Origin of the sequence: Sporosarcina jeotgali (assembly GCF_033304595.1) — a bacterium.
Lineage (GTDB): Bacteria > Bacillota > Bacilli > Bacillales_A > Planococcaceae > Sporosarcina > Sporosarcina jeotgali.
The window spans coordinates 1,600,717-1,614,759 of sequence record NZ_CP116341.1 but is presented as its reverse complement, the minus strand read 5'-3'; the positions used below and the strand labels follow the sequence as shown (position 1 = coordinate 1,614,759).

The window sequence follows — 14,043 nt, the reverse complement described above, 5'->3', positions numbered from 1 at the left end:
ATCATGCTTATTTTGGTATACTATCAAAAGAAACAAATGAGATTGACTTTATTTTTTAATGATAGAAGAGGTGAACGGCCCTAATGAAACGGCCAGTAATCGTATTAACAGGCGGAGGAACGGCTGGGCACGTCTCGGTTAACGAGGCGATTATCCCTGCATTTTTAGAAAGAGGATACGAGATTCATTATATCGGATCCCATGAAGGAATAGAGCGGGACCTAATCGGCACAGGTCATCCAGAAGTGACCTACCATGCAATTGATAGTGGTAAACTAAGACGTTATTTTTCAATGAAAAACTTTACGGATCCTTTTCGCGTAGGTGCGGGTGTTTTACAGGCATATTCGATTTTGCGTAAATTAAAGCCTGTGATTATCTTCTCCAAGGGCGGATTTGTGTCGGTACCGGTTGTGCTTGCTGCTAAGCTTGCGCGTATTCCTGTCGTTGCACACGAATCAGATGTGTCTCCTGGACTCGCTAACAAAATCGCACTGCCATTTGTAAAGCATATCTTTACCGTATTTGAAGAAACACTTTCATATGTCCCTTCGGAGAAGTCTTCTTGTTCAGGAGCAATTATCCGTCCTGAACTATTTGAAGGAGATCGAAAGACCGGTCTTCGCATGTCTGGGTTATCTGGAGATAAGCCAGTCGTCATCGTAATGGGAGGCAGTCAAGGTTCTGCAGTACTCAATGATGCACTAAGAGGCAACCTGCAAACGGTTTTAAAAGATTTCCAAATTATTCATCTTTGCGGAAAAGGGAATTTAGATGAATCCCTTGACCAGACAGAAGGGTATATTCAGTTTGAATACGTGACTGAGGGGCTGCCGCACTTGATGGCGGCGTCTGAACTGGCACTTTCTCGTGCGGGTTCAAACGCGATATTTGAATTACTCGCGGTCCGTATACCGATGCTCCTTGTTCCATTGTCTGCTGAAAAAAGCAGGGGTGACCAGATTCTGAATGCTGAACATTTTAAGAAACTTGGTTTTGCACATGTCCTGAATGAGGAGGACATTACAGAAGTGTCATTATTAGCTGGTCTTGTGGACCTTGCAGAGGACAAAAAGATCATCATTTCGACAATGGAACAAACGGATGCAACCAAAACGCCCGAAGAAATGGCGAATCTCATTCTCTCGTATAGAACGAACTCATAAACTTTAATCCACAAAATGGACACTTGCGTTTTTTTAACTCTTGCATAGCGAGTCTGCAAGGTGTAAACTAGTCCGCGGATAATACATGTGCTTACTAGAACGAAACCCTTTCAGTTCAAGTGTTTGCATGGTAACATGAAGAAGGATATAAAAAATTTGCGCAACATGCCAAAAGGCAAATGTGGAGGTAATAACTCATGTCGAACAGTGTTGGTTCCGAGCGTTCACCGTATGCAGCTTTTTCAGGTCCGAACCTTGGCTATGTAATGGAGATGTATGAGCTTTACAAAAATGCACCAGAATCCATCGATCCGGAACTTGCTGAATTCTTTAAGCGAAACGGTACACCTGAAACGGGAGGCGATCATACCTCAAGTTTAGCAACAGCAGATGGAACTCAAGGAAGTCCAGCTGATTTCCGTAAAGTTCTTTCCGCATACAAACTCATGGATGCAATTCGGGCATACGGACACTTAAACGCTGATATTTACCCGCTGAATGACCGTCCAAAAGACGCTTCACGTATTGAACTTTCAGCTTATGATCTATCTGAAAGTGATCTTGAAGCGATGCCAGCGTCACTTTTCTTAAAAGAAGTTCCTTCTCAAGTGGAGAATGCACTCGACGCTGTGAATTATTTGAAATCCTTATACACGGGCAAAATCGCTTATGAGTTTGCTCACTTGATTGAAGAAGAGGAAAAGCTATGGATTCAAGAAAATATTGAATCTGGAAAATTAACGATTTCCCTTACAGCTGACGATAAAAAACAATTGTTAGATCGTTTAACTAGAATCGAAGGCTTCGAAAAGTTCATACACAGAACATTTGTAGGAGCGAAACGATTCTCGATTGAAGGTCTTGACACGCTGGTCGTATTCCTAGATGAATTAGTAAGGCGTTCTGAGGAAGCAAATACGAAGAAAATGTTGATTGGCATGGCGCACAGAGGACGTTTGAACGTTCTGACGCACATCCTTAACAAACCTTATGAAATGATGTTTGCAGAATTCGCGGGCGTCCCATCAGGTCCGTTTCTGCCGGAAGATGGTTCAGTAGAAGTGACTCGCGGCTGGTTTGGCGACGTAAAGTATCACCTTGGTGCTTTATATAAAGGTCAAACGGGTATGGATCGATTCCTAGCGTACAACCCATCCCACTTGGAAGTTGTGAATCCTGTAATCGCAGGACAGACGCGTGCTGCACAAGAAAATACAGATCATCCCGGTATCCCCGTACAAGATACCAATGCTGCATACGCAGTTATGGTTCACGGAGATGCTGCGTTCCCAGGTGAAGGGATTACACAGGAAACATTCAACTTCAGCCGGGTTCGCGGATTCCAGACTGGCGGTTCCATTCACGTGATCGCAAATAATATGATCGGATTTACAACAGAGTATTATGATTCGCGTTCAACCCACTACTCTTCGGATATGGCAAAAGGATTCGAAGTGCCGATTCTGCACGTGAATGCAGATAGTCCGGAAGATGTTATCGGCGCAGCATTATTCGCGTTCAACTATCGGCAGAAGTTTGGTAAAGACATTCTAATAGATCTTCTCGGTTACCGTCGTTACGGTCACAACGAAATGGATGAGCCGATGGTTACAAACCCTGTTATGTATCATGACGTGCACAACCATCCGACTGCTCGTCAGTTGTATGGAGAAAAATTAGCAAAAGAAGGCATTTTAACCGCTCAAGACGTTGAGAACTTGGATGCCGAAGTATTTGCTGAGATGCAGCGTGCTTATGACAAAGTAAAAGAGTCGTCATCAGATACTAGCAATAGTTCTAATGCAACGCCTGATGCTGTACTTGCGGGATATCCAAGAGACCTTCAAACAGGTGTTTCTGAAGAACGTCTTCGCCGTATGAACGAAGAATTGCTCTCATACCCGGAAAGCTTCAATGTCTTCGGTAAGCTGGATCGTATTTTGAAACGTCGTCAAGATCCGTTCAACGGAAAAGGGAAAATCGACTGGGCGCATGCTGAACAGCTTGCATTCGGTTCAATTCTTCAAGACGGCAAGCCAATCCGGATGTCGGGTCAAGACATTCAGCGCGGTACGTTTGCACATCGTCATCTTGTTCTTCACGATGAAAAAACAGGCGAAGAATTTGTTCCGCTGCATCACATCAGTGATTCAAACGCGTCGTTTGTCGCTTACAACAGTCCGTTGACTGAAGCTGGTGTCGTAGGATATGAATTCGGTTATAATCTTGAAGAAGAGAAGACTGTTACAATTTGGGAAGCGCAATATGGAGATTTCTCCAATATGGCCCAAGTGATGTATGACCAATTCATCTCTTCCAGTAACGCGAAATGGGGTCAGCAGTCTGGTTTAATCATGATGCTGCCGCATGGTTACGAAGGACAGGGTCCGGAACACTCAAGCAGCCGTATCGAACGTTATTTACAGCTTTGTGCCGAAAACAACTGGACAGTTGCGAACATTTCAAGTGCAGCAAACTACTTCCACGTACTTCGCAGACAAGCTGCAATACTTGGAGAAGAAGCTGAACGTCCACTCGTCATTGCAACACCTAAATCACTGCTGCGCCATCCGCTTGTTGGTGCGGATCTAGCTGATTTGACGGAAGGTCACTTTGAAACAGTACTCGAAGAACCGAATACAGGTAAAAACGCAGATAGCGTGAAAAAAGTGATTATGACTAGCGGTAAAATGGCAATTGACCTAGCAGAGAAAGTGAAAGACGGTGAAGGATTCGACCACTTGCATATTGCACGGGTGGAACAATTATATCCATTCCCATCTGACAAACTGGCTGCAATCATTCAACGATATCCAAACGCCGAAGAAATCGTTTGGGTTCAAGAAGAACCGAAGAATATGGGCTCATGGTCATTCGCATTGCCATATCTGTATGAAATTTCTCAAGGTTTGATAGTGAATTACGTTGGGCGTATTCATCGTGCAAGTCCTTCTGAAGGAAATGGCACAATGCATAAACTTGAACAGCAGCGTATTATTGAGGAAGCACTTAAAAACTAATAACAGCAATTCTTAAATGATTGAACGATATTAGAGGAGGAAATTATTGTGGCAGAGATCCGAGTACCTGAACTGGCAGAATCGATTACCGAAGGAACAATTGCAAAGTGGCTGAAACAACCAGGTGAATCCGTAGACAAAGGTGAATTCATCGTTGAACTTGAAACAGACAAAGTAAACGTTGAAGTGATTTCAGAAGAAGCTGGAACAGTTCAAGAGCTAATGGCGGCTGAAGGCGACACAGTTGAAGTCGGTCAAGTCATTGCAATTGTTGGAGCAGGTTCGGGAGCACCGGCACAGCAGCCGGCTGCACCCGCTCCATCTGCACAAGAACAGACTGCACCAGCGGTATCTGAACCAGCTGCGGCGCAAGCACCTGCTGAAGAAGCAACTTCAGGAGATCGTTTGATTGCAAGTCCTGCTGCACGTAAACTAGCACGTGAGAAAGGCATTAACTTAGCCGAGATTTCACCTGTAGATCCAATGGGGCGTGTACGCGTTCAAGACGTAGAGGCACACGGTACTGCGCCTAAAGCACAACCTGCAGCACCTGCAGCTAAACAGGAAGCAAAAGTGGACGATGGCCGCGTAGAACGCGTAAAAATGAGCCGTCGCCGTCAAACGATTGCAAAACGTTTGCTTGAAGTTAAGCAAAACACAGCTATGCTTACAACGTTCAATGAGATTGATATGACAAATGTGATGGAACTTCGTTCACGTAAGAAAGACGAATTCTTTGATAAGAATGATGTCCGTCTAGGTTTCATGTCATTCTTCACAAAAGCAGTTGTCGCTGCGCTTAAGAAGTATCCTAAAGTTAACTCAGAGCTGGATGGCGATGAGTTGATCATGAAAAACTATTTTGATATAGGTATCGCTGTTTCCACTGATGGCGGACTTGTTGTACCAAATGTCGTCGATGCAGACCGTAAAAACTTCGCTGAAATCGAAGCAACTATCGGAGAACTTGCTAAAAAAGCGCGTGATAACAAATTGACGCTAGCTGATATGTCAGGCGGTTCATTCACAATTACGAACGGCGGAGTATTCGGTTCACTTCTATCTACGCCAATCCTTAACGGAACTCAAGTTGGTATTCTTGGAATGCACACGATCCAAAAACGTCCGATTGCTGTCGGGAATAATGTTGAAATCCGTCCGATGATGTATGTGGCTCTTTCTTATGACCACCGTGTCATCGATGGTAAAGATTCAGTTGGTTTCTTGAAAATGATCAAGGAATTAATCGAAAATCCAGAAGATCTTCTTCTTGGATCATAAGTAATGAACCTGTCCGCATTGCTGCGGACAGATTTACTCTTACACTTTTTTATAGGAAGGGCGGGGTCCTGGAATGTCTTCGTTCAAAGAATGGCTTCACGCACCGGCAATCCGGCAAGTCGTCTGCAAACACGCAGACGCTGAAAAATATTTAGTAACAAACGTTCTCACGCCTGGCAAAACCTATGATGTGAAAAACGAAACGGAAGAATTTCTTTTCGTCGTTGACAACACAGGCAAAGTCGGCGGATATTACAAAACATATTTCGAGTGATTTGCAGGTAGCTATAAGTAAACACTGATTAATAAAACGGTCTGATGCTATAATTGCATCAGGCCGTTTTATATAGAAGGAGACAAGTACTCATGAACCAATTAATTGAACAAATTCAAGCATCGCGTTTAAATAGGACGTATTCGGAGGAAGAGCATTTACTTATTCAAGAGGGTGGGTATGTAAGCCCGACTCGCAATTTGTTTGATGATATTTTAATTGCCATTTCATTAAAGAAGCCGGTTCTTTTAAAAGGGCCATCTGGAAGTGGGAAAACTCGCCTTGCCCAAAGTATCTCGGCGTTGTTCCAGCAGCCAATGCAAAGTGTCAACTGTTCTGTAGATCTGGATGCTGAGGCGTTGTTAGGTTTTAAAACGATTGTCACCAAAGAAGGTCAAAGTGTTATTGAATTTATAGACGGTCCAGTTGTGACTGCTATGAAGCGCGGTCATATTTTATATATCGATGAAATCAATATGGCTAAACCGGAAACGCTGCCGATTTTACATAGTCTGCTCGATCATCGTCGAATGCTGACGAATCCATTTACAGGGGAAGTCATCGTAGCCCATGAAGACTTTTCCGTCATCTCGGCCATCAATGAAGGATACATTGGAACTTCTCCCATGAACGAAGCACTAAAAAACCGTTTTGTATCGTTTTCCATCCCTTACTTAGAAGCAGCGCAATTACGAAAGGTATTGGAAGATGCAGTACCCGAAGCGGAAGCATCTGTAGTGGATACAATTATGAATCTATCAGGGGATCTGTCTAAACAAGCTGCTAATGGCCTCCTTGCCGACGAAGCAGCTTCGGTCAGAAGTCTGATCGATGCACTTCAACTCGCTGTCCACATGCCTGTTAATCGTGCTGTAATGTATGCAATCGCTGAACTCCTGGAAGATAAAATGGAACGGGATCTCGTGAACGAATTGACAGCTACTTGGGTGAAATGAGGGATCGTGATGGATAAAGTCAATCGGTTCATACAATTTAATGACGAATCCGTTGAAACACGAAAAATCTTGCTTTACGAAAGGATTGCGCAGTCATTGGCAAACGCACCTTTTGTAAAAATCACGGAGCGTCAGTTAATCGAGTATCAGCCAAAAGATGCAACTCTTGCGATGAGTGTATTTTGGCGGCATCGTACAGAGCGGGTAACACATTTAGGTCGTCTTTCGGATATCTATCTGCTTGCTGCAGGTTTTTATCGGCAATTTGACTTAGCAGCCTGGAGAGCGTTCACGCTGGAAATGAAGTCCAGCCATCATCCTAAATTAGCAGGTCAACTACTGATGATGCTTGAAGAATTTAGATTAATGGAATCGATTCAAAAGACACGGATTGGGACTCAGAAGGCTTTTGCAGTACGAAGTGAAGTCTACGCGGAGTTCCATAAGGATCGACTTCTTTCAAATGCACAACGCGGGTTCGGTGCGGACGCGTTAATTAATCAATTATTTTTAGACATTCATATAGGAATGACAGCCTCACCTCACGAATCGTTCGATCATATTCCGATGGAACGAATTCGGCAAATTATACAGAGTGCATATGAATTAAAAACTACCAGTCAAAGTGCATTTCTAGCAAAAAGAATTATAGAACTTGTGGAAGAGCAATTGACTGGGGACGTTATACTTCCCTTATACACATTTGGAGAATCTTTCGAAGATGGTACAGAGATGAATACCGATGTGCGAGCAATGTCTGATCCGGATGAGTTAGAGAATCAGGATGTGAAAGAGACGATTGAGGAAGAGTTTCGTACGTGGCATCAGAAGACTGAAGAAGAAAAGGGAACTTATCTGGAATTTGAGCTGCAGCAAGGAACTCAAGGTGCTGCAGATGCGGCGGAAGCGAGTCCGGGTGATGACAACACAGAGGTTCAACAATTCGGAATGGGAAGCTCGGAAGGTAACGATAAAGAGGGGATGCCAAAGCAAGAGGCAGATCTAACGGGGGACAGGTCAGAGGAGACAACAGCTAAAGCAGGCTCCGATTATGGTTCAGCGCATACTCATGTCACGTTTAAAATAACAAAAATGCCAAATGCGGGTGAGGCATCCTCAGCTATCCTGCTCAATGAATGGCGAACCGAACATTTACCAATTGTTCGCGCACTTGTTACCGAGATGAAAAAAAGACTGGAGCGCAAAAAACAACGAAAGCGTGAGAACTTAACGAAAGGACGACTGTCCTCAAAGTTAACCACGATGCTGACAGATGAGCGGCCAAAACCATTCTATCGAAAATCAGCACCTTCACCGGAGCTCAATGCCGTATTCGGGTTACTCGTAGATGGCTCTGCATCCATGATTGATAAAGTCGATGAGACTAAAGAAGCGGTTGTTCTTTTCCATGATGTCTTACGAAAACTTCATGTATCCCATGAAATTACTGCGTACTACGAAGATGCATTTGAAGCATCAAAAGAAGAGCAGCCGAACTTTTTCGAAGTGATGCATACGTTCGAAGAAACAAATATCGACAGTGGACCAGCAATTATGAACTTTGAAGCACACGAAGACAATCGCGACGGATTTGCGATTCGGTGGATGGCCAAACGCTTGGCGAAGCGATCTGAACAGCACAAGTTTTTACTAGTGTTTTCTGATGGGGAACCATCTGCGTTCGGATACGATCGCAATGGAATTATCGACACTGCAGAAGCTGTGTGGGAGGCAGAGAAGCAAGGGATTTCTGTTGTCCATCTATTTTTATCAGGTCAACAGCCCACTGAAAACCAAAAAGAATTATTTGCTGCAATGTTTGGCAATAAAACCGCATCTTCTGATTCTGTAGAAGAATTTGCGAGCCAGACACTTCGTATCCTGAGAAAATTGCTCGCGATAGCAGCCCAATGAAAAACGCAAAACCACCTTATAATGGGCGGTTTTGCGTTTTTTCATGGATATTGAGGAGGCGTTGCTTTAACTCTTCTTCCATTCTGCCGATTTCACGTTCTGCTTCTTTCCGTTTCACGCGGCCGTCTGCTTGGATGACAAGAGTTTCTTCAATTGTCTGGATCAAGTTTTCCTGGGTCTTTTTCAGCGTATCGATTTCAATGATACCGCGTTCGTTTTCCTTTGCGGTTTCTATTGAATTCAGTTTTAGCATTTCAGAATTACGAAGCAATAGATCATTTGTTGTCTTCGTCACAAGGCGCTGCGATTCAACAGCTTTCTTTTGGCGATTCAATGTTAACGCAATCGCAATTTGGTTTTTCCATAAAGGAATGGATGTCATGATGGATGATTGTATTTTCTCTGCAAGTGTTTGGTTCGTCTGCTGAATCATCCGGATTTGCGGTGCGCTTTGAATGGTAAGCTGACGGGAAAGCTGCAGGTCATATAAACGTTTTTCCAAACGATCGAGAAATTGACTCATATCGTTTACTTCTTGTATAGCCATCTGGTCATTAGATAGCTGCGCATCTGAGCGCATCTGTGGAATCGTAATGTTTGCAAGTTCATCACGCTTTATTTCAGCTGCGGCAATATAGACGTTAAGAGCTTGAAAATATGTTTTGTTCTGTTCATATAGATTATCGAGCATATGAACATCTTCTATTAACCCTCGTTTAGAGTGTTCCAGCTGCACACCGATCCGGTCAATTTGTGTACTTAGTTTTTGATACTTCGTCATCATTTCTTGTATAGAACGGGATGCTTTATTGAAAAGGCGGCTCAAACCGGACTTTTTCTTTTCAGATAGATCATCAGGGTCGATTTCAGAAAGCTTACCCATTAAATCGTTTAAGACATCACCGACAGGACCAATATCTTTACTTTGAACATGATCCAGCATTTTATGGGAAAAACGAGACAGTTCGTTTTGTGCTGAAGCTCCGTAAGTTAATATCGCTTCATAATCACCAACAGGAATTTGATCGGCGAGTTCTTTAGCTTTTTGCTGTTCTTCAGGTGACAGACGATCCATTAGTGCTACAGAAGCATTGTTTTCAGTTTGCTCTGTTTGCATTTCTTTAGGGAGCATCGGTTCACTTCTATCAAAAGGACTGCTGAGTAAATCATCAAAAGATTTCACGTCATTATTCATTGGCTGATTTTCGGTCATCTAATGTTTCCCCTTTCGTGTTCGGCAAGGATTTTTTACGTGCCATTGTAATATCTACATAGTCAAGTTCAAGTTGCAGGGCTGCTAAATCAGTGGCTAGGGCATCCTGCAAATCACTCTCCAGCTGATGGGTGACATCAGTAATGGTTTCTCGAGTATGCTGCAAGGCAATACGAACTTCTTTTTCTTTCAGTTGCTGATTGGCAAGCAGTGCATATTTAGAAGTCAGTTCAACTGCGGAATCCAGATGTGCGTAGAAAAACTGTTCGGTCTGGTAAAATTTCTTTGGATCGTTGCGTACAATCGTAAGCACTTTTCTAGAAAGATTACTCAGCTCATACACTTGACGAAAAGCCTGAACCGAGCGAACCTGTCCATATAGACTATTCAACTTTTTAATTTTTTGCTTGGCTTCATGAAGTTGTAATTCAATATGTCGATACTCAGAACGTGTCATTCCAAGTTCTTTCACTGATGAGCTGATTTGGACTTGTTTAATGGCAAAAGTACCTCCAAGGTACATCGCGATGAGAATACCCGTTGATGCCAAAAAAGGTATGCCGGTTCCTAGCAGTAAAAAGAGGTATGTTCCAAAACTGACGGGCGCCACGATGAAGTGCCGCATAAAAAACTGTTTGACTTTTTTCATCTTCGGTCAGCCCTCCTTATCGTTAGTATATATATCTTTATTACGTGTAAGCACCAGGAAAAGTTTCATCGACTCATTAATCTCTCTTTAGTATACCGTATAAGCACCATTCAGACGAACATTTGAAATGCAGATTAGTACAGATTGCTTGGAAAAACCCGAAGTGCTTTGTATAATTGTCAACTGTATAGGAAAAGAGGTTTTAGCATGTACGAAGTGATTTATATGAAAGCAGATTATGAACCTTGGTGGATGTTTGAAGGATGGGAAGAGATGGTCCGTTTAAGAAAAACATTTGATGCTTTAGAAGAGGCAATTGATTTTGCGATCTCTATTATGAATGAAATGCGCCGATTTTTTGAAAAAGAAAAAACTCGTAAGGGAACATTCGCAGCATTTTGGAATCCTGGTGAAAGAACGTATTGTGACGGATGCGATGATGACATGCAATTATATCATGGTGTTTTTCTATTGCGTGGCAGTGAACCGATTTCCTTTATAGAAGAAAGTAATTGGAATATTTCATAATGTTTAATTGACATTTAAAAGTGGTATGGTATAGTAGAACAAAGGTTAATAGCAAGTGCTCGCGACGAGAAACGGATTCACCTATTACAAAAAGTGATCGGCGACGTCGGTACTTTTCGTAATACGTGAATTTTCTTTTTTGTAGCAGGTTCATGTATTAGCAATTATTATTTGGAGGTTTTCATTTATGAAACAAGGTACAGTTAAGTGGTTCAACGCAGAAAAAGGTTTCGGTTTCATCGAGGTTGACGGAGAAGACGACGTATTCGTACACTTCTCAGCTATTCAAGGCGAAGGTTTCAAATCTTTGGACGAAGGCCAGCAGGTTGAGTTCGAAATCGTTGAAGGTAACCGCGGTCTACAAGCTGCAAACGTTACTAAACTCTAATAACAAACAAAAGGAGGCCCACTTTTCCGAGTGGGTCTCCTTTTTTCTTTACGCTTTATGGTTTCGTTACGGATTCCATAGATGAGGTGACCAATAAATCATCTTCTCCTTTAACCGTCATCACGGATTCTCGTTTAACTTCTCCAAAACCTTCCACAAAATATTTTCGGTTAATGTATGAGTCACCTTGTTCTTCAATCACAATCGCATGTTCAAATTTTTTATAGGGAGTATCCACAGTCGCATCTGTATCGACAACCGTCCATTTCCCGAATGTTGCACCCTTTTCAAAAGGCTTTTGCAAATAAACCCCCGTCACTGCCATCTTTTCAATTTCAGCCACTGGCGGAGCGTTCTCCGTCACATCAACATGCTTTTCCTCCAAGGTTAAAATTCGATCTTTTTCCACCTTATAAAGTTTCCGCACCATCGATCCGCCATTATTTTCATAAATCATCACATATTCCTCGTAAGGGTGATATACCTGAACATCTAGCTCTGCATACTCGTTTCCAGCACCTTCATAATGGGCTTTGGAACTGTCAGGGAGCAAATAATCAAGCATTGCAGGATCTTTGATTTCTGCGTTCGGATCATCAAGTTCTTCAACGCCATCATTGTCTTTATCCTTGTCCTTGATTTCACCTCCGGCATCGGAATCATTTTTGTCAAGGGGAGTTGTTTGGCCGCTATTCCCGGAATTATCCGGAGCAGTGACATCTTCACCGTTCAGTTTGGAACAAGCGGAGACGACGAGGAGACTAATGAGTAAGAAAAACAAAAACGGAACCTTTTTCATAGTCAATCACTCCTTTTCCAATAGTATTACCGTTTTTCAAAAATGTATGTATAGTGTTTATTTCTTGTATTAAAAAACTCAAAGAAAAAAGCAGCTGCTAAAAAAGCAGCTGCTCCTATTTCAATTGGAAATGTTTTTAAACTTATTTTACAGAGGGCTGTGTTTCTTTCCATTCCAAATACTCATCATAGCTCATCATCTTGTCGAAAATCGTTCCATCATCATTAATTTCAATTACGCGATTGGCAATTGTCTGGATGAACTGATGGTCATGAGAAGTGAAGATCATTACGCCTTTGTATGCAATTAGCCCATTGTTCAATGCTTGAATCGATTCAAGATCCAAGTGGTTAGTCGGCTCATCTAATAAGATGACGTTTGAATGTGTCAACATCATTTTAGACAGCATACAACGAACTTTTTCTCCACCTGAAAGAACTGATGGTTTTTTGTTCACTTCTTCGCCAGAGAAAAGCATTCTTCCGAGGAATCCGCGTAAAAACGTTTCGGTTTCATCTTCTGGTGAGTAAGGACGGAGCCATTCAACAAGTGACTTTTCATTGCCTTCGAAAAATTTGCTATTGTCGAGAGGGAAATAAGCCTGTGACGTTGTGACGCCCCATTTAACTGTTCCTGCATCAGGTTCCTGTTCGCCAGCTAAAACTTCAAGTAAAGCTGTCTTAGCAAGTGGATTTCCGATAAGAATAACTTTATCTTCTTTGTTCAATGTAAACGAGGCATCTTTCAACAATTGAACGCCTTCTTGAGCTTTAGAAAGGTCGCGAACCATTAGCACATCATTACCAATGTCACGTCCCATCTGGAAGTTCACATATGGATAACGGCGTGATGATGGTTTAATATCATCAATATCGATTTTATCCAACGTCTTTTTACGTGAAGTGGCTTGCTTCGATTTGGAAGCGTTCGCACTGAAACGTGCAATGAAGGCTTGTAATTCTTTAACTTTTTCTTCTTTTTTCTTATTTTGTTCCTGAGAAAGTTTAAGTGCCAGCTGACTAGACTCATACCAGAAATCATAGTTACCTGCATAGATTTGGATTTTACTAAAGTCCAAGTCCGCAATATGTGTACATACCTTGTTTAGGAAGTGACGGTCGTGAGAAACAACGATAACTGTATTCTCGAAGTTAATCAGGAATTCTTCCAACCACTGAATCGCTTTCAAGTCCAAGTGGTTAGTCGGCTCATCCAGTAACAGGACGTCTGGCTTACCAAATAGAGCTTGAGCAAGTAAAACTTTCACTTTGTCGGAACCGTTAAGTTCTGACATTTTCATTGTATGAAACTTCTCAGAAATTCCAAGACCTTGAAGAAGGATAGCTGCTTCGGATTCTGCTTCCCATCCGTTTAGCTCTCCGAATTCACCTTCAAGTTCAGCAGCACGCATGCCGTCCTCATCTGAAAAGTCCTCTTTCATATAAATCGCATTTTTTTCAGTCATAATATCATAGAGCCGTTTGTGCCCCATAATCACAGTTTCAAGAACTTGCACTTCTTCGAATTCGAAGTGATCCTGTTTTAGTACTGCCAGGCGATCGTCATTATTTAAAATGACGTTCCCGGTTTGCGGTTCGATTTCACCGGAAAGTATTTTAATGAATGTTGATTTACCGGCACCATTTGCACCGATTAGCCCATAACAATTCCCAGGGTTAAACTGTATATTAACATCTTCAAATAGTTTACGGTCTCCAAATCGAAGACTTACATTACTTACTGCTAACATAATTGACCTCCTAAAATTCACACTTTGCCCATTATAGCACGGATTGTCGTTACGGTGGGGGAATTTACAGTGGCAAAATTCAAATTTCAAGCTTACAATACATCT

Annotated in this window: 12 protein-coding genes; 8 read left to right on the top strand and 4 right to left on the bottom strand. The window is 42.3% G+C overall.

Features of this window, described 5'->3' with window-relative positions:
- Positions 1–83: 83 nt before the first annotated feature.
- From murG to PGH26_RS07885, 6 genes are all read left to right on the top strand, one after another.
- The gene (murG, locus tag PGH26_RS07910) at positions 84–1,166 is read left to right on the top strand and encodes an undecaprenyldiphospho-muramoylpentapeptide beta-N-acetylglucosaminyltransferase (RefSeq protein WP_323690540.1); all 1,083 of its coding nucleotides are present in this window, start codon (positions 84–86) and stop codon (positions 1,164–1,166) included.
- Positions 1,167–1,363: 197 nt separating this feature from the next.
- On the top strand, positions 1,364–4,186 hold the full coding sequence (locus PGH26_RS07905) for a 2-oxoglutarate dehydrogenase E1 component (protein WP_323690539.1): 2,823 nt from the start codon (positions 1,364–1,366) through the stop codon (positions 4,184–4,186).
- Positions 4,187–4,234: 48 nt separating this feature from the next.
- Positions 4,235–5,467, top strand: a complete 1,233-nt coding sequence (odhB, locus tag PGH26_RS07900; RefSeq protein WP_323690538.1) for a 2-oxoglutarate dehydrogenase complex dihydrolipoyllysine-residue succinyltransferase — start codon at positions 4,235–4,237, stop codon at positions 5,465–5,467.
- Positions 5,468–5,540: 73 nt separating this feature from the next.
- Positions 5,541–5,741, top strand: coding sequence for a DUF6501 family protein (locus PGH26_RS07895; protein ID WP_025784293.1), 201 nt, complete (start codon positions 5,541–5,543; stop codon positions 5,739–5,741).
- Positions 5,742–5,833: 92 nt separating this feature from the next.
- A complete protein-coding gene (locus PGH26_RS07890; RefSeq protein WP_323690537.1) occupies positions 5,834–6,697 on the top strand; it encodes an ATP-binding protein in 864 nt (287 codons plus the stop codon).
- Between the two features lie 9 nt (positions 6,698–6,706).
- Positions 6,707–8,611, top strand: a complete 1,905-nt coding sequence (locus tag PGH26_RS07885; protein ID WP_323690536.1) for a vWA domain-containing protein — start codon at positions 6,707–6,709, stop codon at positions 8,609–8,611.
- 16 nt (positions 8,612–8,627) lie between these two features.
- Here the strand turns inward: PGH26_RS07885 and PGH26_RS07880 are convergent, their stop codons facing one another.
- Together PGH26_RS07880 and PGH26_RS07875 are read right to left on the bottom strand one after the other, a co-directional pair.
- Positions 8,628–9,824 carry a toxic anion resistance protein gene (locus PGH26_RS07880; RefSeq protein WP_323690535.1) on the bottom strand — a complete coding sequence of 399 codons (1,197 nt, stop codon included), beginning with the start codon at positions 9,822–9,824 and terminating at the stop codon, positions 8,628–8,630.
- Positions 9,799–10,473: a 5-bromo-4-chloroindolyl phosphate hydrolysis family protein gene (locus PGH26_RS07875; RefSeq protein ID WP_323690534.1), complete on the bottom strand. Its 675-nt coding sequence runs from the start codon at positions 10,471–10,473 to the stop codon at positions 9,799–9,801. The genes PGH26_RS07880 and PGH26_RS07875 overlap by 26 nt, the downstream gene beginning before the upstream one ends.
- A gap of 207 nt (positions 10,474–10,680) precedes the next feature.
- Between PGH26_RS07875 and PGH26_RS07870 the strand changes: the two genes are divergently transcribed.
- Together PGH26_RS07870 and PGH26_RS07865 are read left to right on the top strand one after the other, a co-directional pair.
- Positions 10,681–11,001, top strand: coding sequence for a DUF1033 family protein (locus PGH26_RS07870; RefSeq protein WP_323690533.1), 321 nt, complete (start codon positions 10,681–10,683; stop codon positions 10,999–11,001).
- A gap of 187 nt (positions 11,002–11,188) precedes the next feature.
- Positions 11,189–11,389: a cold-shock protein gene (locus tag PGH26_RS07865; protein ID WP_025784299.1), complete on the top strand. Its 201-nt coding sequence runs from the start codon at positions 11,189–11,191 to the stop codon at positions 11,387–11,389.
- 55 nt (positions 11,390–11,444) lie between these two features.
- Here PGH26_RS07865 and PGH26_RS07860 read toward each other — a convergent pair whose 3' ends face one another.
- Together PGH26_RS07860 and PGH26_RS07855 are read right to left on the bottom strand one after the other, a co-directional pair.
- Positions 11,445–12,188 carry a hypothetical protein gene (locus PGH26_RS07860; RefSeq protein WP_323690532.1) on the bottom strand — a complete coding sequence of 248 codons (744 nt, stop codon included), beginning with the start codon at positions 12,186–12,188 and terminating at the stop codon, positions 11,445–11,447.
- A gap of 142 nt (positions 12,189–12,330) precedes the next feature.
- Positions 12,331–13,938 carry an ABC-F family ATP-binding cassette domain-containing protein gene (locus tag PGH26_RS07855; RefSeq protein WP_323693433.1) on the bottom strand — a complete coding sequence of 536 codons (1,608 nt, stop codon included), beginning with the start codon at positions 13,936–13,938 and terminating at the stop codon, positions 12,331–12,333.
- Positions 13,939–14,043 lie beyond the last annotated feature (105 nt).

What these genes read in the sequence shown, in the direction of transcription:
- murG (WP_323690540.1), top strand. Translation starts at nt 84, where the DNA reads ATGAAACGGCCAGTAATCGTATTAACAGGCGGAGGAACGGCTGGGCAC.
- PGH26_RS07905 (WP_323690539.1), top strand. Translation starts at nt 1,364, where the DNA reads ATGTCGAACAGTGTTGGTTCCGAGCGTTCACCGTATGCAGCTTTTTCA.
- PGH26_RS07895 (WP_025784293.1), top strand. Translation starts at nt 5,541, where the DNA reads ATGTCTTCGTTCAAAGAATGGCTTCACGCACCGGCAATCCGGCAAGTC.
- PGH26_RS07890 (WP_323690537.1), top strand. Translation starts at nt 5,834, where the DNA reads ATGAACCAATTAATTGAACAAATTCAAGCATCGCGTTTAAATAGGACG.
- PGH26_RS07885 (WP_323690536.1), top strand. Translation starts at nt 6,707, where the DNA reads ATGGATAAAGTCAATCGGTTCATACAATTTAATGACGAATCCGTTGAA.
- PGH26_RS07880 (WP_323690535.1), bottom strand. Translation starts at nt 9,824, where the DNA reads ATGACCGAAAATCAGCCAATGAATAATGACGTGAAATCTTTTGATGAT.
- PGH26_RS07875 (WP_323690534.1), bottom strand. Translation starts at nt 10,473, where the DNA reads ATGAAAAAAGTCAAACAGTTTTTTATGCGGCACTTCATCGTGGCGCCC.
- PGH26_RS07870 (WP_323690533.1), top strand. Translation starts at nt 10,681, where the DNA reads ATGTACGAAGTGATTTATATGAAAGCAGATTATGAACCTTGGTGGATG.
- PGH26_RS07865 (WP_025784299.1), top strand. Translation starts at nt 11,189, where the DNA reads ATGAAACAAGGTACAGTTAAGTGGTTCAACGCAGAAAAAGGTTTCGGT.
- PGH26_RS07860 (WP_323690532.1), bottom strand. Translation starts at nt 12,188, where the DNA reads ATGAAAAAGGTTCCGTTTTTGTTTTTCTTACTCATTAGTCTCCTCGTC.
- PGH26_RS07855 (WP_323693433.1), bottom strand. Translation starts at nt 13,938, where the DNA reads ATGTTAGCAGTAAGTAATGTAAGTCTTCGATTTGGAGACCGTAAACTA.